Source organism: Flavobacterium sp. MFBS3-15 (assembly GCF_026107645.2).
GTDB lineage: Bacteria > Bacteroidota > Bacteroidia > Flavobacteriales > Flavobacteriaceae > Flavobacterium.
Genome location: NZ_JAPCHV010000016.1, coordinates 18,496 through 37,967 on the forward strand (window position 1 = coordinate 18,496; position 19,472 = coordinate 37,967).

Sequence of the window (19,472 nt, forward strand, 5' to 3'; positions counted from 1 at the left end):
TCCCGAAAATAATAATGGGCGCCTGCTACAAAAACATTTAAAATTATGCCAAGATCAGTAAATTCAGTAGCTTCAAGAGCTCGTCGCAAGAGAGTATTGAAGCAGGCCAAAGGTTTCTTTGGACGTCGTAAAAACGTTTGGACAGTAGCCAAAAACGCGGTAGAAAAAGCAATGGTTTATGCTTACCGTGACAGAAAACAAAAGAAGAGGAACTTCCGCGCTCTGTGGATCATGCGTATCAACGCAGGTGCACGTCTTCACGGAATGAGCTACTCTCAATTCATGGGCCAGGTTAAAAAAGCAAATATCGAGTTGAACCGTAAAGTTCTTGCCGACCTTGCCATGAACCACCCGGAAGCGTTTGCTGCAATAGTAAACCAGGTTAAATAAGAACGTTTTATAAACAATATATTTATCTTACTTACAATAGAAAAATCCCGCTCCGGCGGGATTTTTTGTTTTATAAATTCTTTTTATCGCCAGATTTTAGCCATGGCAGCTGATTTTCCAGAAATTACTTAAAAACCTCCACCCCTGCCCCATCACAGCTTGCAAAAACCATGCTTGGATGTGAGTCCTGGTGGTATATATTCCCGTTACGGTCAATAGCAATGGCACCGCAAAAACCATCGTATGGCTTTAGCTCTTCAAACGTTTTGGCGAAAGCCTCTTTTAATGGCATGCCATCGGTAACACGGGTTACAATTTTTGCAGCAGTGGCATTGCTTACAATGTCCTCTCCCACTCCGGTGCAACTCACGCCACAAAATTCATTAGCATAATTTCCGGCTACAGTAGCGGAGTCGGATATACGTCCGGGAATCTCAAAGCCCTTACCGCCAGTAGAGGTTGCTACAGCGATATTGCCCGCAGCATCCAGGGCTACACAACCTACAGTACCCAAACCTTTCGATTCCAGTTTGGCTTCATACTCTGCACGGCGTTGTGGCGTTTCTGTAGAATAAGCCTCAAAGCCATTGTAGCGTGCAAAATTGGTAGCGCCACCACCGCCAAGGACACGGTCGTCAAAAGTCATGAGTTTTACCGCCACCTGTATGGGATTTTTTACTTCCTCAATATTGATGACACCACTCATCTTTTGGGTTGTCCCGTCCATCAGGGCAGCGCTCATGCGGATTTTTCCATCACTTTGTATCTGCGAACCGCTACCGGCGTTAAAAAGAGTATCATCTTCCAGCAGGGTCACAGCATAGGCCACCGTCTCCATGGCAGTATGCTCCTTCAGGTATTCAAAAGAAGCTTTTGCAATGGCGCTCATTGCCTCCTGCTTCGCCAGCTTGGTAGTTGCATCGGTATGCGACTCGCTGAAAAATCCGCCGTGGATGATTACTTTCATGTAATTAATTTTTATTCAGTATCGATCCTGTCAGGTTGGGCCAGGTCATCATCTGCTTCAACAGGAATAACCAGCGCCGAAGAATACTGGGAATTATGAATTTCAAGTGAGTGTGTATTCAGATCATATATGTCATACATGCTCATGACATGCACCGTAAGCCCGTTAATAGATATTGGCCTGCCCAGTTCTACCTGGGTAAGGTTAGTATCCTTTATGTTTCGTCCGTCAACCAATATTACCAGTCCCGAACCAATGGCTTCCATCTTCCCGTCATTTGTGATGAGTAATCCTGTATCTTCACCAAGACCTATGCCAAGCACTCGTGGGTTGCCGACTACAGCCTGAAAAAGCCTTCCAATTCGGCCCCTATGGACAAAATGCGTATCAATTATAACATTCTGTATCAGGCTAAGGCCACTTGTTATCTTAACTTCTCCTTTAAGTAAAGCTTCATGGCTGCTGCCCTGGTAGATCATATTGTTTGATGCCGCCGCTGCCCCGGCAGATGTGCCTGCATATATAAATTCCTCATTTTGGAATTTATCAAGTATAATGTCGTGAAGTTTGGTTCCACCCAATATGGAGGTAAGTCTTAATTGGTCACCACCGGTAAACATTACCACATCGGCAGCCTGGATGCGGGCGAGCACTTCCTGGTCAGAACACTGTTCCCTTTTCTCAATATGCATTAACCCAACGCTGGTTGCTTTTAAATATTCAAAAGCCTTTACATATTCGGGCCCTACTTCACGCGGTATTACTGATGCTGTAGTAATAACTTCAATGCGCGATTCCTCGCCATGTTTTGATTCGCGGATAATTCGCCTTAATATGCCGGTTTCAAAAAAATTAAGATTGTTGGCTACATTGTTATCAAATGAAGATTCCGTAAAGCTCCCTTTATCAACGGCTCCTCCTATAATTATAAGTTTTCCCTGTACATTCATGGGCCAAAAATAATTAAAATTAAAATAATATATCCTTTAACCTCAAACATACGTTAGAAGAAATTTACAAAAAAAATAATCAAACATCTATTTTTAATCATATTTTTAATTAATTTTCTCACGATGAATCGACATCTGCAATTGAATCGATATAAATTAGCCAAAAACACCTATTAACATTTAATTTACCCGCCAGCTTTTATGAAAATATTGAAGATACAGGCCCTGCGTGGCCCAAACATTTGGAGCGTTTACAGAAAAAAACTAATCCAGATGCGCCTTGACCTTGAAGAGACCGAACAGACACCCACCAACCTTATACCCGGTTTTCGCGAACGCATTGAGGCATTGATCCCCAGCCTTATTACCCACCGATGCTCTGAAGGATGTGTGGGAGGATTTTTTATGAGAGTTGAACGGGGCACCTGGATGGGGCATGTGATAGAGCATATCGCACTCGAAATCCAGACCCTTGCCGGAATGGACACAGGATTTGGCCGTACGCGGGAAACCAAAACCCCAGGTGTGTATAATGTAGTTTTCAGCTATATTGAAGAAAACGTAGGGATTTATGCTGCTGAGTCTGCCGTAAGGATTGCTGAAGCGCTGATTGCCGGTACTGAATACGACATTGATGCAGATATACAGGAGATGCGCAAGATACGCGAACGCGACCGCCTTGGCCCAAGCACAGGCAGCATCGTAGAAGAGGCTGTAGCCCGCGACATCCCATGGATAAGGCTGGGTACTAACTCGCTCGTACAGTTGGGCTACGGCATCAACCAGATGCGTTTCCAGGCTACAATAACCAACAAAACAAGCCATATAGCCGTGGACATTGCCTGCAATAAGGAAGAGACCAAGCGCATGCTGGAAGCTGCATCAATTCCTGTGGCCAGCGGCGGTATATGCCGTAATGAAGAAGGATTGGAAGAAATCATCAGGAAAATAGGCTACCCAATAGTACTGAAGCCCCTTGATGGCAACCATGGTAAAGGCGCTTCAATTAACGTCACAAATATTGAAGATGCCAAAGCGGGACTTGAATTTGCGCAAAAATACGGCCAGCGTGTTATTGTAGAAAAATTCATAACAGGGTTCGATTTTCGGGTACTGGTTATTGACAACAGGGTGGTTGCCGCCGCACAAAGGGTTCCCGCACACGTGAAAGGCAATGGAAAAAACACCATACAGGAACTAATTGATATAGAAAATACCGATCCCCGCAGGGGTTACGGCCACGAGAACGTACTCACAGAGATAACAGTAGACAGGGATACAACAGACCTTTTGGAAAAAAAAGGGTACAATCTTGAAACCGTTCCGGGATATGACGAGATTGTATACCTTAAATCGACAGCCAACCTGAGCACAGGCGGTACATCGGTAGACGTTACCGATATGATGCACCCCGAGAACATTTTCCTTGCGGAGCGTATATCAAGGGTTATCGGGCTGGATGTGTGCGGCATCGATATCATGGCCGAGAACCTCACACAGCCACTCAAAGAAAATGGCGGCGTTATACTCGAAGTGAATGCCGCACCTGGTTTCCGGATGCACCTTGCACCAAGCGAGGGTTTGCCCCGCAACGTAGCCTCGCCGGTTATTGACATGCTTTACCCTCCCGGAAAGGAAAGCCGCATCCCTATTTTTGCAGTTACAGGGACCAACGGTAAAACCACTACCACCCGACTTTTGGCACATATCGTTAAAAATAATGGCTTTAAAGTTGGTTTTACCACATCAGACGGAATCTATGTACAGAATCATATGCTTGAAAAAGGCGACACTACAGGGCCTTTCAGTGCAGAATATATATTGAAGGACCCAACAGTAGAGTTTGCCGTACTGGAAACAGCAAGGGGCGGAATATTACGATCCGGGCTTGGTTTTAGCCGTTGTGATATAGGTATCATTACCAATATACAGGAGGATCATCTTGGCCTGAACGACATTCATACACTCGATGATCTTTCAAAAGTAAAACGCGTAGTGGTACGCAGTGTTAAGAAAACCGGCTGGGCAATCCTGAACGGTGATGATGCTGAGTGTATCAAAATTGCTAAGGAACTGGATTGCAATGTGGCTTATTTCAGCATGGAAGAAGACAATCCATTTATAAAGGAGCTTGCTAAAGAAGGAAGGATCACTGCAGTGTACGAGAATGGCTTCATCACTATTCAGAAAGGCAGCTGGAAAATACGCATTGAAAAAGCCTCACATATCCCGCTAACTATGGGCGGTAAAGCCAGGTTCATGATTGCCAATGTTTTGGCCGCTACTCTTGCCTCCTACCTTTGGGGCTTTAAAACCGAAGACATCAGCCTTTCGCTGCAAACATTTATTCCGGGAGCTGCACAAACACCGGGCCGCATGAACATCTTCAATTTCAGGAAATTTAGCGTTCTTATCGACTTTGCACATAACCCTGCCGGTTATCGTGCCATTGAGGAATTCCTTCAAAATGTTGAGGCCACGCACAAAGTAGGTATCATAGCCGGTGTTGGCGACAGGCGTGATGAGGACATCAGGGAGTGTGCGGAGATTGCCGGGCGTATGTTTGACCATATTATCATACGCCAGGATAAGCACCTGCGCGGACGCACCGATGAAAACATCAACGGCCTGATCATGGAAGGCATTGCACGTACGGGACGGAACGTTACCTCTGAGATAATTTCCAAAGAAACGGACGCACTCAAGCATGCCATTGATAACGCTCAGGAAGGCAGTTACATAACCGCCCTTAGCGATGTCGTTACCAATGCAATTGATATTGTACAGGGATATCTCGACCGTGAAAATGAGGAAATACTAAGTGAATAAAAGAGAGGCCGCCTGATATATAATAGGGCGGCTTTTTAGTTTTTACTACATTTGGGTATGGAAACAACTACCCCGACTGTCAGCTTCTTCGACAGCATTGCACCATTTGTAAAACTGTCCCCTGAAAGCAGAAAAGCTTTGCTTTCACTGCTGAAAAAAGAAAGCCTGCCGAAAGGCCATGTGCTGGTTCCCTGCGGAGATATCTGCCGTAGCGTATACTACATCGAAAGGGGCCTTGCGCGGACCTTTTACCTTAAAGACGGTAAGGAAATTACCGACAGGTTCAGGGCTGAAAATTCGTTTACCTGTTCAATGAGCGGATATGTTACCAATACCCCTGACGGGCGGCAAATCGAATTGATAGAACCTTCTGTAATATGGTCGCTGCCCTATGTTGAACTTGAAAAGCTGTACGACCAATTTCATGACATCGAACGCCTGGGGCGCTACCTCATCACACAGGAAATGGTAGAAATACACCGCCGCCTTGGTGAACTGCAATTCATCCCCGCACAGGAACGCTATAATAACCTTGTGGCAAATCAACCCTCATTATTGCAACGGGTACCTTTGGGATACATATCCAGTTATCTCGGCATTACACAGGAAACTCTAAGCAGGATCAGGGCAAAAGTTTAGCCATTCCCGGCCACAGGTTAACGATTTTGACAAATGTCAAAGGAAAAACCCTGCCTTAAATTGAATTTTGTTCCATCAAAACAATCAAACGATTATGGAACTAAAGACATTTTACAGGATCAGGTTCAGCGATTGCGATTCCTTCAGGCATCTCAATAATTCCCGCTACATTGATTATATGCTCAATGCCCGTGAAGACCACCTGCGAGCATTCCACAGCATACCTATGGAAAGCTTGTACCAAAAGGGCTCGGGATGGATGGTGGCAAAACACGAAATCGTGTACCTCGCTCCCGCCAATTACAGTGAATTGGTATGCATACACAGCGCGCTCGTTAAATATTCCGAAGATAGCCTGGTGGTGGAAATGGCCATGTGGGATGAGCAGGAACGGCAACTGAAGGCATTGTTGTGGACGAAATTCATACACATCAACATGCAGACCGGAAAGCGCGACAACCACCCCGACTGGTTTGCTCAGATCGCCCGCCCTATTGAAGATAAAGCATTGCAGGAATTTACCGCTATCAGCGAAAGGCTGGCTTCCTTAAGGAGATAGTTTTAGTTAGTCTCCCGTTTTTTAATCTTTGCCACGGTCGATAAAAGTCCGTGGCTTTTAGCTTAAAAAATCATTCAAATACGATTTTTGAATTTGAGAATTGTTAATTTATTTAGTTATTTTTGAGAATATCATTAACAACACATTCATGACTGATAAATCCCAGCTCCGCAGTTATATTTTCAGGCATCTTGACGGTTTGGCCGTCGCACCGGTTGCCATCGCATTGAAGAATAAAGGCATTTGTGATCATATACTGAAGGAAAAAAAGATACAGTTATCAGACCTGATTACTACTTTCAAATCCAATGAAGGCTACCTGAACGTCGGCCTGAGGGTGCTGGCATCACAGGGGTTTGTGGATTATGAAGTGGATAATGTGAAGGAAGAAATAACGGTTTCGGTCAATGAAAAGACGGAGGCAGCTTTTTCATTATTTTACTTGTATGATGATGTGGTCGACCTGCTGCAATTTTCAACGCAGTTCCACCCCAGGCTGTTTGAAGATGCGCCATTCGAAAAGCTTAACCTCATTTTTGAGAAGTATAAAAAGAATTACGGGATTGAGGCTTCTGAAGATGAGACTGTAAATGGGTTACAGCAACAGATACTCAAGCACGTTGAGGGCTACATCATAGGGCCAACTATAGTGCGGCTGGCGATGAACGGGATGTTCCACAAATACTTCATGGAAACTTCTTTCAGGCCGGAGGAGTTCCATAAATCACCGGAGAATTTTAAAAAGATACTGGATTTCTTCGTGCATCTTGATTGGTTTACAGAGAAGAATGGCAACTACCAGTTTACCGAAACCGGCCTGTTCTATGCTAAAAGGGCCAGCGCCTATGGCGTTACGGTTTCTTACCTGCCCACATTTGCCCGCATAGAGGAAATGATTTTTGGCGACCCAACGGCCCTGCGCATGGTCGCGGATGGCGAAAACGAGATACACGTGGACCGCGAAATGAACGTATGGGGAAGTGGCGGCGCGCACGATGCCTACTTTAAAGTCATCGATGAAATTCTCGTTAGGCTGTTCAACCTGCCTATTGAGCAGCAGCCAAAGGGCATCCTCGACATGGGATGCGGCAACGGGGCTTTCCTGCAACACATTTTTGAGGTGATCGACAGACAGACCCTCCGCGGCAAAATGCTCGATGAGTACCCGCTTTTCCTCGTAGGCGCCGATTATAACCAGGCGGCATTAAAAGTAACGCGTGCTAACCTCATCAAGGCCGATATATGGGCGAAAGTGATCTGGGGCGATATTGGCCGCCCGGACCTGCTTTCGGATGACCTGATGGAAAATTACAACATCGACCTGAAGGACTTGCTCAACGTGCGCACGTTCCTGGACCATAACCGCATTTGGGAGGATCCGAAACACGTTAGCAAAGACAGGGTGAGCCAATCGACCGGGGCATTTGCCTATAGAGGCAGGCGTATCAGCAACAACCTTGTCGAAGATAACCTGCTGGAGCATTTGCAGAAATGGTCGCCATACGTGCGCAAGTTCGGCCTGCTTTTAATAGAATTGCACACCATCGACCCCATGCTTACCGCGGCCAACCTAGGCCGCACGCCCGCCACTGCCTACGATGCTACCCACGGCTTCTCCGACCAGTACATCGTAGAAATAGATGTGTTCAACAAGGTCGCCGCCGAGGCAGGCCTCTTCCCCGACCCAACCATCTTCAGGCGCTTCCCGGATGCGGATACGGCTACAGTGAGTATTAATTTATTGAAGAGGGAGTGAGGTTACGTGTCATTTCGACCGGAGCTTGCGAAGTGGAGACATCTCTAAAAATCTTAGCCACGAATTACACTAATTTTCACTAATTCTCCGGCATGAGTGTAACGGCCTTTGCGAGCGGAGGAACGGAGCGCGGTAATCTTTACTCCTCAATAATAGCTACTTTCCATTCGACCCCATTAAAAGTCAAAAATATTTTGTTGTAGTAAAAAGTCCCATCAGGGTAAGTTATTTTTTCGTTCAAATAAAATAGATTGCTATCAGTTTCAGATATATCAGAAAACTCAACAGTTGCATCAGTAAAATCAGGAAAACCATTTTCCTGTAACCATTTAATCAACGTAAGTTTTAAAAGTTCAGCCGTTTCTGAAATCAATTCATTATCACTCAAGTCATACTCACAAGAAGCATTTTCTAAAATTATCTTTGCTTCAGCAATGAAGTCTTTTGAATTTATTATCCCCTCGATGTCTTTATTGTTGTATGCGGATTCTAAAGAAAAGATGGCGTTTTGGGGAGTGTCGTAGTTGTAATTCATTTCCAATATTTAATCTTTATTTTCTTTTTTCCAACCACTTTACCATCTTTAATTCTCACAACCTTTATAAGGTCGCCGTAACTATTATATTTATTCTTAAAAATAGTAGTTTCTCCACCATTATCATATCTAATCTCTTTTGTTATATTCCCTTTTTCATCAAAATAACGCTCAAAATCTATTTCACCATATGACCAATATAAAGCTTTTGTTATTACCTTATCAAGATATTCAAAAGTGTCGATACTGTACTCACATTTACCATAATGACAATTTTCATACCACCCCCTTTCTATCACTTTTGATTTATTATCAAAAAAACAATACGTTGTAGATGACATTCTCAGGCTATCACTCTGAACATCATAATTCTCCACAATTTCATAATCTTTGTCTTTATAACATTTTTCGATATTACTTAATTCATCATTGTAAAAACTCTTAGTTTCCTTTAAATGATTTTTGTCATCATAAGTAATCTCTTCATTTATAAACTCTTCTGAATTAACTTTATATTGTTTTGTTCTTAACTTTCCTTCTTCATAACAATATGTAATAGTGGAAAAAACTGAATCTGTTATTGGATCGACCCACTCCTCTAAAATTAATTTGTCATCTTTATAAATGAACTTTCTACAATTTGTAAATACATTATCGTAATACACCTTTTCCATAATTATAACATCATCTGCATAGATATTTTCCCTTTTATAAATATCCTCTTTGTTAATAACAGTATGCTCAATAGTTACAGCAGTTAGAAGCTTCCCGTCAATATCAAAAGTATAGTCTCTGTCAATATCAATCCATGGATCCGTAATATGGACATATTTAGCTTTGGCATTAACTTCCAAATCTGCCGGTGTTATGATTATTTGGGCAGATATACAACCCGGAATTAAAAACGATATTGCTAATAATATGTGCGGCATAGTATATGGTTTCAAAAATAAGATAACTTTTCAAAGCTAAAGGTTGGAAGCGTGAAAAAAAACAATCAATAAAAAATCCTCAATTTAACATTCCCTTATCCTCCACCCTCACCTAAACTCTCCCCAAAAATCAGTACCTTTGCGGTTTGCACAAAAATGCTATGCCAGATACCGATTTTTCAGAAAATATAGAAGTGTTGGGCGCCCGTGCCCACAACCTCAAGAACATAGACGTTACCATTCCGCGTGAAAAGCTTGTAGTCATTACCGGGCTTTCGGGCTCGGGGAAATCGTCGCTTGCGTTCGACACCATTTATGCCGAAGGGCAGCGCCGCTACATCGAGACGTTCTCCGCCTATGCACGCCAGTTCCTGGGTGGGCTGGAGCGCCCGGATGTGGATAAGATCGACGGCCTCTCCCCCGTTATCGCCATCGAGCAGAAAACGACAGGCAAGAGCCCGCGCTCGACCGTGGGGACCATCACCGAAATCTACGACTTCCTGCGCCTCCTATATGCCCGTGGCGCCGATGCTTACAGCTACAACACCGGCGAAAAGATGGTGAGCTATACGGACGAGCAGATAAAAGAACTCATCGTAGAAAAGTTTGACGGTAAGCGCATTACGATATTGGCACCTATAGTGCGTTCGCGTAAAGGCCACTACCGCGAGCTGTTCGAGCAGATCTCCAAGCAGGGCTTCCTAAAGGTGCGCGTAGACGGCGAGATAAGAGACATTGAGAGCGGTATGAAACTGGACCGCTACAAGGTCCACGACATCGAAACGGTGATCGACCGCATGACCGTAGACACGACTCCCGAAACCGACACCCGTCTGGCGAACAGCATTAAGACCGCCATGTATCACGGCGAGGACGTGATGATGGTGATCGAGCATGAAAGCGGCGAGGCACGCTACTACAGCCGTAACCTTATGTGCCCCTCATCGGGCATCTCCTACCCCAACCCGGAGCCGAACAACTTTTCATTCAACTCGCCGAAGGGGGCGTGCGATCATTGCAACGGACTGGGTGTCATAAACGAAATCAACCTTAAAAAAATAATCCCGAACCCGAAACTGTCCATCAAGCAGGGCGGTTTCGCGCCATTGGGCGAATACAAAAGCTCGTGGATATTCAAGCAATTGGAGACCATCGGGGAAAAATTCGGGTTTAAGATAACCGACCCCATTGAGAAAATTTCCGCGGAAGCGATGGAAATGATACTCAATGGCGGCAAGGAAAAGTTTACGGTTTCCTCCAAAACACTTGGGGTGAACCGCGAATATAAGATCGACTTTGAAGGCATCTCCAACTTCATCAAGAATCAGCACGACGAAAGCGGTTCGGCTTCCATAAAGCGTTGGGCCAAGGAATTCATGGACGAGGTGGAATGCCCTGTTTGCCACGGCTCGAGGCTGAAGAAGGAATCGCTCTACTTCAAGGTCAACGGCCAGAACATTGCCGAACTATCGGCTATGGACATATCCGACCTTGCCCAATGGTTCGAAAACCTGAATGAGAATTTATCTGAAAAGCAGAGGGCCATCGCTTCGGAGATCGTGAAAGAGATAAAGGCACGCCTTAGCTTTTTGGTAGATGTGGGGCTTAATTACCTGTCGCTCAACCGCAGTTCGCGCACCCTTTCGGGCGGCGAGGCACAGCGTATCCGGCTGGCGACACAGATAGGCTCACAGTTGGTAGGCGTACTCTACATCCTCGATGAGCCAAGCATCGGATTGCATCAAAGGGATAATGAAAAACTCATCAAATCGCTGGAGCAATTACGCGACATTGGCAACTCGGTTATTGTTGTTGAACACGACAAAGACATGATCGAGCGCGCCGATTATGTAATAGACATCGGCCCGGCAGCAGGGCGTTTCGGCGGGCAGATCGTCAGTAAAGGAACTCCTGCGGAACTATTGAAAGAACATACGCTTACGGCGGCCTATTTAAATGGAGAAAAAGAGATCGCGGTACCCAAAAAGCGCCGCGATGGTAACGGCAAAACGCTGAAGCTTACCGGCGCTACAGGCAACAACCTAAAGAACGTTTCGATAGAGCTGCCGCTGGGCAAGCTGATATGCGTAACGGGCGTGTCGGGCTCGGGGAAGTCGACCCTGATAAACGAAACCCTGTACCCGATACTTAATGCGCATTTCTTCAACGGTGTAAAGAAACCGGCTCCCTACAAAAAAATAGAAGGCCTGGAACATATCGACAAGGTAATTGACATTGACCAGTCGCCTATCGGACGCACGCCGCGCTCCAACCCTGCCACCTATACAGATGTGTTCAGCGAGATACGTTCGCTGTTTACACAAACACCGGAGGCCATGATACGCGGCTACAAGCCGGGCAGGTTTAGCTTCAACGTGAGCGGTGGCCGTTGCGAGACGTGTGAAGGATCAGGTTTGCGAGTTATTGAAATGAACTTCCTGCCGGATGTGTATGTAGAATGCGAAACCTGCCAGGGCAAGCGCTTTAACCGCGAAACGCTCGAGATACGCTACAAAGGAAAGTCCATTAGCGATGTGCTGGACATGACGGTGGACGATGCGGTGCCGTTCTTCGAGAATATCCCCAAGATATACCGCAAGATCAAGACGATACAGGACGTGGGGCTTGGATACATCACGCTGGGTCAGCAGAGTACAACACTATCGGGTGGTGAGGCGCAAAGGATAAAACTGGCTTCGGAGTTGTCTAAAAAAGATACCGGCAACACCTTTTATATCCTTGATGAGCCAACAACCGGACTGCACTTTGAGGACATCCGTGTGCTTATGGAGGTCATCAACAAGCTGGTGGACAAAGGAAATACGGTACTCATTATAGAGCACAACATGGACGTGATAAAGCTTGCCGACTATATCTTAGACATTGGTTATGAAGGCGGTAAGGGCGGCGGCCAGTTGGTTGCGAAAGGCACTCCCGAAGAAGTGGCGAAAAACAAAAAAAGCTATACGGCGCATTTTCTTAAAAAAGAACTATCTTAGGCGCCGTTTGTTTAAAATTTTAAGACGATAATTATGGCAAAAGAAAAATATAACAGTGAAGACGAATGGATCCACGAAGGGCTGAAGCAAAAGCCGTGGAATGAGATACGTAGTAACGACTCATGGGCAATCTTCAAAATCATGTCAGAATTCGTGAATGGTTTTGATACCATGGCAAAAATTGGGCCGTCGGTATCGATATTCGGTTCAGCACGTACCAAGCCTGATGATAAATACTACCTATTAGCAGAAAAGATTGCAGAAAAAATAGCCAATGCCGGTTACGGCGTGATCACGGGCGGCGGACCAGGTATTATGGAGGCGGGTAATAAGGGGGCCAGCCGGGGCGCAGGCCCGTCAGTAGGGCTTAACATCGAGCTTCCGTTCGAACAGCATTTCAACCCGTACATCGACCATGACAAAAACCTGAATTTTGACTACTTCTTCGTAAGGAAAGTAATGTTCGTGAAATATTCACAGGGATTTGTGGTAATGCCGGGCGGTTTCGGTACACTGGACGAAATGTTCGAGGCGATTACCCTTATCCAGACCAAAAAGATAGCCAAGTTCCCAATCATCCTTGTCGGAAGGGAATTTTGGGGCGGCCTGATGGACTGGATCACTACCATAATGATCGAACGCTACCATAACGCCAGCCCGGACGACCTGAAGCTGATAAAGATAGTAGATACCGAGGACGAGGTGCTGGAGGTTATCGATACCTTCTACAAGAAATACAGCCTGAGCCCGAACTTCTAATATGTGTATCTGTGTCATTTCGACCGAAGCGCAGCGGAGTGGGGAAATCTCAGCGTTTTTACTGAGATTTCTCCTTTCTGAGAAACCTAAAGCAGTGGTTCGGCGAAGCCAAATGACACAGACATACATTGTTATGAGCTTTAACAGTATCAAAAGCAACCCTGCGCACAATTTTACATCTTTTACAAAGTTATATACGCCAAACAAATCCATGCAGCATCAAATACCGTAATCTATAAAGTGAAGTTTACAAAGTTTTACCTATTGCTTTTACTACTGTTTTCAGGCTTTTTGCATGCCCAGCATCAAAACCGCCTGTTTGCAGAGGTGGACTTTGAAGCCAAAACAATTACGGTCCGGCAGGAGATCATATTTCACAACATATCATCCGATACGCTAAATGAATTTATCCTAAATGACTGGAACAATGCCTATTCGGGTAAGGAAACACCATTAGCGAAACGCTTTTCAGACGAGTATATACGTGCTTTCCATCTGGCGAAGGACGATGACCGCGGGAGTACTACTATAACTTCTGTAACGGACAATAACAACCGAACCCTTAACTGGAAACGGCCCAAGGGCCATCCGGATCTTGTCGAATTACAGCTGGCTAACCCCATTTATCCGGGGCGTACAGTAAGCTTTACATTAGAATATGTTGTAAAAGTGCCAAACGACCGTTTTACCAGATACGGATTTGACAATAACGGTAGCTTCATGCTAAAGGACTGGTACCTGACACCTGCAAGACTGGAAGGCGATAAATTCGTCCGCTACAGCAACGAGAACCTTGACGACATTGCCAACTCGCTTTGTGATTATGAACTGACGCTGACCGTTCCCAAAGGCACGTATGTAGCCTGTGAGCTCTACCAAGGCAACAAAACAGAAAAAGGCGACAAGCAGGAATACTACTTTATAGGCAAAGCACGCATGGGGTTCATGCTGGCGCTGGAAAAGAAAAACACTTTTGAGATACACACCAGCAGTCTTGCCGAAGTAAGCACTAACCTGAAAAACAACGGTGTACCTGACATCCAGCGTGCCGCTTTGATAAACGACATCGTAAAATTTACCGCCGAAAACCTTGGCCCCTACCCTCACGGAAAAATACTGATAACACAGGCGCAATATGACCGAAATCCGGTTTACGGCCTTAATCAGTTACCGTCTTTTCTTAGGCCTTTTCCGGATGCGACAATATATGAATTGCGTTTCCTGAAAACATACCTGGACATTTATCTTAAAAATACACTGAGGCTTGATCCCAGAAAAGACAACTGGATATATGACGCCATCCAGATGCAACTTATGAAAAAGTATATGCAACAGTACCACCCTGACCAAACAATGATGGGTACACTGTCGAATGTTGGTATACTGAAGGGACATAACCTGTTCAATATTGGGTTTAACGAGCAGTATAACTACCTGTGGCTTTTGATGGCTCGCAAGAACCTCGACCAGCCTATTGGCGACCCAAAGAATACATTCATTAAATTCAACGAGCAGATTGCCGGAAAGTATAAGGCCGGGCTGGGAATTACCTACCTGGATGATTATCTTGGCAATAACGCGGTGGAACAGTCGGTGGCCGAGTTTTATAAGCTGAACAACACCCAACCGGAAACAAGCCGTAAGGATTTTGAAACGATATTAAAATCGAAGACAAACAAAGACATCGACTGGTTTTTCAAAACAGTTGTAGATAGCCGGAAACTCATCGACTATAAGTTTGGCGATGTGGACAAAACAAAAGATTCGGTTACTGTGACCATAAAAAATGTAACGGGTACCAATGTGCCTGTATCTGTTTATGGCATAAAGAAAGGCAATGTGGTTTTTAAGCAATGGCTTGAAAACATCAGTACCGACAGTACATTTACCTTTGCAAGGCAGGATGCCGACAGGCTGGCCATCAATTACAATAATGAGATGCCCGAATTTAACCGGCGCAACAACTGGCGCAAGCTGGGCGGGCTGTGGCCCAATGACAAACCCTATAAATTTACTTTATTCCAGGATATTGAAGATCCAAGGTACAACCAGCTTTTTTATGTGCCCAGCTTCATCTTCAACCTGTATGACGGTGTGTCACCAGGATTAAGGTTCCATAACAAATCGATGCTGGACAAGCCGTTCATCTTTGACCTAAACCCTGTATATTCCCTTAAGACTGGCCAATTGATAGGTTCGTTCTCGATGATGTACAATCAATATATCCGTGAACAGGAACTGTTCAACATTCGCTATGCGGTAGGCGGTTCAACCTTTCATTACGCGCCCGATGCACGATATATCAAGTTCACGCCGTCAGTCCAATTCCGCATACGTGAAGACGACTACCGAGAGAATAAAAGGCAGACCATAGTACTCCGCCAGGTATTGGTGAACAGGGAAGACTCCAAATATGTGGTAACTTCAGACCAAAATGAAAACTACTCCGTTTTCAACGCGCGTTACAGTAAATTTGAGTCGGAAATTACCCGCCACTACAACTTCTTTACCGATTTACAATTGGCAGGACGATTCGGGAAATTGTCAGGTGAAATACAGTTCCGCAGGCTTTTTAATGACAACAGGCAGATTAACCTGAGGCTGTTTGCAGGTGCTTTCCTGTACCGCAACACCACATCGGAATTCTTTAGCTTTGCTCTCGACAGGCCGACTGATTATATGTTTGACTACAATTTCTACGGCCGTTCGGAAACCACAGGATTGTTCAGCCAGCAATTCATTATGGCAGAAGGCGGTTTTAAATCGAAACTGGATACCCGCTATGCCAACCAATGGATGACCACAGTGAATGGTAGTTTCAATATTTGGAACTGGGTGGAGGTATATGGCGATGCAGGGATGTTCAAAAACCATTTTGACGATGCACAATTTGTTTACGACAGCGGTATCCGCCTCAACTTAGTACCTGATTATTTCGAACTTTATTTCCCGGTATATTCCACAAACGGGTGGGCCTTTGGTGAAGACCAGGCTTATAGCGAAAAAATACGTTTTGTAGTGACCATTAGCCCGGGTACGCTTATCAACCTGTTTACAAGGAAGTGGTTTTAATGGTGTTGGAGTTTCAAATTCCTCTATTCATTACCTTCATAGTCTGTCGTAAGCTTCTGCCTAAAGAATTCCTGATTAAAATTTCATTTTATAATCTTTACAAAACTTCAAAATAAATATACTATGTGTAATTTTTATTTTGTTTCACTGGAAAAAATTCATCCAACCCACCCCGATCGCTAATTTCATTATTAAAAGTGAAATCAAATTTAGCCCGCACTTTATATGTTATCTCATTCTTTTAATTAAATTTGTAACCTGACAACACCAATTTTATGACTGAGACAGAAACTAAAAAATCGCTTTCTTTCGAAGATTTCAGGGCCGAAGTGCTCAATGATTATAAGCTTGCCGTGGTTAGCCGCGAGTGTAGCCTTTTGGGGCGCCGCGAAGTACTGACAGGTAAAGCGAAGTTCGGGATATTCGGCGATGGCAAGGAAGTACCACAGCTTGCCATGGCAAAAGCCTTTAAAAATGGTGATTTCCGTTCGGGCTACTACCGCGACCAGACCTTCATGATGGCTATTGGCCAGCTTGACATACAGCAATTTTTCGCGGGTCTTTACGGCCACAGCGACCTGGAGCATGACCCTATGTCGGCCGGAAGGCAGATGGGCGGCCACTTTGCCACACACAGTCTTGACGCTGACGGTAACTGGAAGAACCTTACGCAACAAAAAAATTCAAGTGCCGACATATCTCCTACCGCCGGGCAAATGCCAAGGCTTTTGGGACTGGCACAGGCTTCTAAAATATACCGAAACGTAACCGGAATTGAGAACAAGACGAATTTTTCCATAAATGGTAATGAAGTTGCCTGGGGAACAATTGGCAACGCCAGCACATCCGAAGGGCTTTTCTTCGAGACCATCAATGCGGCGGGTGTATTGCAGGTGCCTATGGTAATGAGCGTATGGGATGACGATTACGGCATCTCCGTTCACGCACGCTACCAAACCACTAAAGAAAACATATCGGAGATCCTTAAAGGCTTCCAACGTGACGATAATGCCAAAGGATATGAAATAATTACGGTTAAGGGATGGGATTACCCTGAGCTTGTTTCGGCTTACGAAAGAGCTTCTGAAATTGCACGTAACGAACACGTTCCTGTGCTTATCCATGTATACCAGCTGACACAGCCGCAGGGCCACTCTACATCGGGGTCGCACGAGCGATACAAAAACGCCGACCGACTTGCGTGGGAAGCTGAATACGACTGCATTGCCCAGATGCGTAAGTGGATGCTTGAAAACAACATTGCAGACGAAGATGCATTGGCCTCTATTGAAGAGCAGGCAAAGAAAGATGTACTTGAAGGCAAAAAAGCCGCATGGGCTGCTTATGTAAATCCTATTAAGGAAGAGCAGAAAGAGCTTGTTGCTGTTCTGACTGCCGTGGCTGCACAAAGCGCCAATAAGGTATTCATTGAAAAATATATAAATGACCTCTCGTCCATTAAAGAACCTATCCGCAAAGACCTTTTGGTTACTGCACGAAAGGTACTCCGCATGGTGTCGAAAGAAAGCGGCAAGAGCGCGCTATCACAATGGATATCCGCCTACACCGAAAAGATACAGCCGAAGTTCAGTTCGCACCTGTTTTCACAGTCGGATAAGAATATACATTCCGTAAAAGAAGTATTACCGCAATATGATGAGAATGCGGAAGATGCCGATGGCCGTATGGTAATGCGCAACAATTTTGACGCTATTTTTGCCAAACACCCACAAACGTTGGTTTTTGGTGAGGATTGTGGCAATATAGGCGACGTAAACCAGGGCCTTGAAGGCATGCAGGAAAAATATGGTGACTTCCGTGTGTGCGATGCGGGCATCCGCGAGGCAACCATACTCGGGCAGGGCATCGGGATGGCCATGCGTGGCCTCCGCCCCATTGCAGAGATACAATACCTCGACTACCTGTTATATGCCATCCAGATTATGAGCGACGACCTCGCCACCCTGCAATACAGGACAGCCGGCAGGCAAAAAGCACCGCTGATCATCCGTACGCGTGGGCACAGGCTGGAAGGGATATGGCACTCGGGGTCGCCTATGGGCATGATCATCAACGCAATCCGCGGCATCCATGTGCTGGTGCCAAGGAACATGACTAAAGCGGCAGGTTTCTACAATACACTATTGGAAACCGACGAGCCTGCACTAGTGGTGGAATGCCTGAACGGTTACCGCCTGAAGGAAAAAATGCCTGTCAATCTTGGGGAGTTTAAGACCCCTATAGGCGTGGTGGAAACCATAAAAGAAGGTACCGACATTACCCTGGTATCGTACGGCTCGACCCTGCGACTTGTGGAGCAGGCTGCTAAAGAACTGTTGGAGGTCGGCATTGATGCCGAAATCATCGACGTGCAGTCGCTGCTGCCTTTCGACATCAATCACGACATCGTGAAGAGTGTAGCCAAGACCAACAGGCTGCTGGTTATCGATGAGGATGTTCCCGGTGGGGCATCGGCATTCATACTGCAGCAGATACTGGACGAGCAGAACGCCTACAAGCATTTAGACAGCAAGCCGGAAACGCTTACCGCCAAAGCCCACAGGCCGTCTTACGGAACCGATGGCGACTATTTCTCAAAACCGTCTGCCGAAGATATTTTTGAGAAAGTTTACAGCATAATAAGCGAAGTAAAACCGGATGAGTTTCCTGAACTGTATTAATTATCAGTATAAAAAATAATAAAGCCGTCCGTTGGTTTCCGGACGGCTTTTTTTCAAAATCTCAAAAATAGCACACACACAAGCTATTGTTTTTGGTTTCTGAGTCTTAAATTTGCATCAAGCCATTCTTTTACCTCCTTGTGGTTATGCTTACCTAATGGTAACCAATCTCTTATAAGCACTTCGATATTATTGAACGATATTTTAGTGGACCAGCCAATGTCTTCCATATAGCGATTAATGAAGTGCAGCACTTCATGTCCCTGGTTAGAATTAAAAACTACATTAGCAGGAAAACCCTGAACCACTTCTGCTGTAGCTTTAGAGGTTGTCCAATCATATTTTTTACGAAGATCTGCGCTATTAAAATTGGCCATAAACGTAATCAAGCTATCCTAAAATTT

The 19,472-nt window shown here is 45.1% G+C and carries 14 protein-coding genes; 9 read left to right on the forward strand and 5 right to left on the reverse strand.

Annotated elements, in window-relative coordinates; genetic code table 11:
* Positions 1-45: 45 nt before the first annotated feature.
* Positions 46-390, forward strand: coding sequence for a 50S ribosomal protein L20 (gene rplT, locus OGH69_RS13960; protein ID WP_108779408.1), 345 nt, complete (start codon positions 46-48; stop codon positions 388-390).
* Between the two features lie 124 nt (positions 391-514).
* Here rplT and OGH69_RS13965 read toward each other — a convergent pair whose 3' ends face one another.
* The gene (locus OGH69_RS13965) at positions 515-1,357 is read right to left on the reverse strand and encodes an isoaspartyl peptidase/L-asparaginase (RefSeq protein ID WP_265175099.1); all 843 of its coding nucleotides are present in this window, start codon (positions 1,355-1,357) and stop codon (positions 515-517) included.
* A gap of 11 nt (positions 1,358-1,368) precedes the next feature.
* Positions 1,369-2,307, reverse strand: coding sequence for a cyanophycinase (locus tag OGH69_RS13970; RefSeq protein ID WP_265175100.1), 939 nt, complete (start codon positions 2,305-2,307; stop codon positions 1,369-1,371).
* A gap of 201 nt (positions 2,308-2,508) precedes the next feature.
* Between OGH69_RS13970 and cphA the strand changes: the two genes are divergently transcribed.
* From cphA to OGH69_RS13990, 4 genes are all read left to right on the forward strand, one after another.
* Positions 2,509-5,136 (forward strand): cyanophycin synthetase, encoded by a 2,628-nt coding sequence (gene cphA, locus OGH69_RS13975; RefSeq protein WP_265175101.1) that lies wholly within the window; start codon positions 2,509-2,511, stop codon positions 5,134-5,136.
* Positions 5,137-5,193: 57 nt separating this feature from the next.
* Positions 5,194-5,775: a Crp/Fnr family transcriptional regulator gene (locus OGH69_RS13980; protein WP_265175102.1), complete on the forward strand. Its 582-nt coding sequence runs from the start codon at positions 5,194-5,196 to the stop codon at positions 5,773-5,775.
* 94 nt (positions 5,776-5,869) lie between these two features.
* A complete protein-coding gene (locus OGH69_RS13985; RefSeq protein ID WP_265175103.1) occupies positions 5,870-6,334 on the forward strand; it encodes an acyl-CoA thioesterase in 465 nt (154 codons plus the stop codon).
* Between the two features lie 148 nt (positions 6,335-6,482).
* On the forward strand, positions 6,483-8,090 hold the full coding sequence (locus tag OGH69_RS13990; RefSeq protein ID WP_265175104.1) for a class I SAM-dependent methyltransferase: 1,608 nt from the start codon (positions 6,483-6,485) through the stop codon (positions 8,088-8,090).
* A gap of 139 nt (positions 8,091-8,229) precedes the next feature.
* Here OGH69_RS13990 and OGH69_RS13995 read toward each other — a convergent pair whose 3' ends face one another.
* Positions 8,230-8,625: a hypothetical protein gene (locus tag OGH69_RS13995; protein ID WP_265175105.1), complete on the reverse strand. Its 396-nt coding sequence runs from the start codon at positions 8,623-8,625 to the stop codon at positions 8,230-8,232.
* The gene (locus OGH69_RS14000; protein ID WP_265175106.1) at positions 8,622-9,557 is read right to left on the reverse strand and encodes a hypothetical protein; all 936 of its coding nucleotides are present in this window, start codon (positions 9,555-9,557) and stop codon (positions 8,622-8,624) included. The genes OGH69_RS13995 and OGH69_RS14000 overlap by 4 nt, the downstream gene beginning before the upstream one ends.
* A 161-nt stretch (positions 9,558-9,718) precedes the next feature.
* On the opposite strand from OGH69_RS14000, the gene uvrA reads away from it, so the two are divergent.
* The 4 genes from uvrA to OGH69_RS14020 all read left to right on the forward strand — a co-directional run bounded on the left by uvrA (position 9,719) and on the right by OGH69_RS14020 (position 19,068).
* Positions 9,719-12,556: an excinuclease ABC subunit UvrA gene (gene uvrA, locus OGH69_RS14005; RefSeq protein WP_265175107.1), complete on the forward strand. Its 2,838-nt coding sequence runs from the start codon at positions 9,719-9,721 to the stop codon at positions 12,554-12,556.
* A 33-nt stretch (positions 12,557-12,589) separates the two neighbouring features.
* The gene (locus OGH69_RS14010) at positions 12,590-13,315 is read left to right on the forward strand and encodes an LOG family protein (RefSeq protein WP_265175108.1); all 726 of its coding nucleotides are present in this window, start codon (positions 12,590-12,592) and stop codon (positions 13,313-13,315) included.
* Positions 13,316-13,555: 240 nt separating this feature from the next.
* On the forward strand, positions 13,556-16,387 hold the full coding sequence (locus tag OGH69_RS14015) for a gluzincin family metallopeptidase (protein WP_265175109.1): 2,832 nt from the start codon (positions 13,556-13,558) through the stop codon (positions 16,385-16,387).
* Between the two features lie 275 nt (positions 16,388-16,662).
* Entirely contained in the window at positions 16,663-19,068 is a 2,406-nt protein-coding gene (locus OGH69_RS14020; RefSeq protein ID WP_265175110.1) for an alpha-ketoacid dehydrogenase subunit alpha/beta, read from the forward strand.
* An 83-nt stretch (positions 19,069-19,151) separates the two neighbouring features.
* Here OGH69_RS14020 and OGH69_RS14025 read toward each other — a convergent pair whose 3' ends face one another.
* Positions 19,152-19,445, reverse strand: coding sequence for a hypothetical protein (locus tag OGH69_RS14025; protein WP_265175111.1), 294 nt, complete (start codon positions 19,443-19,445; stop codon positions 19,152-19,154).
* Positions 19,446-19,472: the final 27 nt, after the last annotated feature.

What these genes read in the sequence shown, in the direction of transcription:
- rplT (WP_108779408.1), top strand. Translation starts at nt 46, where the DNA reads ATGCCAAGATCAGTAAATTCAGTAGCTTCAAGAGCTCGTCGCAAGAGA.
- OGH69_RS13965 (WP_265175099.1), bottom strand. Translation starts at nt 1,357, where the DNA reads ATGAAAGTAATCATCCACGGCGGATTTTTCAGCGAGTCGCATACCGAT.
- OGH69_RS13970 (WP_265175100.1), bottom strand. Translation starts at nt 2,307, where the DNA reads ATGAATGTACAGGGAAAACTTATAATTATAGGAGGAGCCGTTGATAAA.
- cphA (WP_265175101.1), top strand. Translation starts at nt 2,509, where the DNA reads ATGAAAATATTGAAGATACAGGCCCTGCGTGGCCCAAACATTTGGAGC.
- OGH69_RS13980 (WP_265175102.1), top strand. Translation starts at nt 5,194, where the DNA reads ATGGAAACAACTACCCCGACTGTCAGCTTCTTCGACAGCATTGCACCA.
- OGH69_RS13985 (WP_265175103.1), top strand. Translation starts at nt 5,870, where the DNA reads ATGGAACTAAAGACATTTTACAGGATCAGGTTCAGCGATTGCGATTCC.
- OGH69_RS13990 (WP_265175104.1), top strand. Translation starts at nt 6,483, where the DNA reads ATGACTGATAAATCCCAGCTCCGCAGTTATATTTTCAGGCATCTTGAC.
- OGH69_RS13995 (WP_265175105.1), bottom strand. Translation starts at nt 8,625, where the DNA reads ATGAATTACAACTACGACACTCCCCAAAACGCCATCTTTTCTTTAGAA.
- OGH69_RS14000 (WP_265175106.1), bottom strand. Translation starts at nt 9,557, where the DNA reads ATGCCGCACATATTATTAGCAATATCGTTTTTAATTCCGGGTTGTATA.
- uvrA (WP_265175107.1), top strand. Translation starts at nt 9,719, where the DNA reads ATGCCAGATACCGATTTTTCAGAAAATATAGAAGTGTTGGGCGCCCGT.
- OGH69_RS14010 (WP_265175108.1), top strand. Translation starts at nt 12,590, where the DNA reads ATGGCAAAAGAAAAATATAACAGTGAAGACGAATGGATCCACGAAGGG.
- OGH69_RS14020 (WP_265175110.1), top strand. Translation starts at nt 16,663, where the DNA reads ATGACTGAGACAGAAACTAAAAAATCGCTTTCTTTCGAAGATTTCAGG.
- OGH69_RS14025 (WP_265175111.1), bottom strand. Translation starts at nt 19,445, where the DNA reads ATGGCCAATTTTAATAGCGCAGATCTTCGTAAAAAATATGATTGGACA.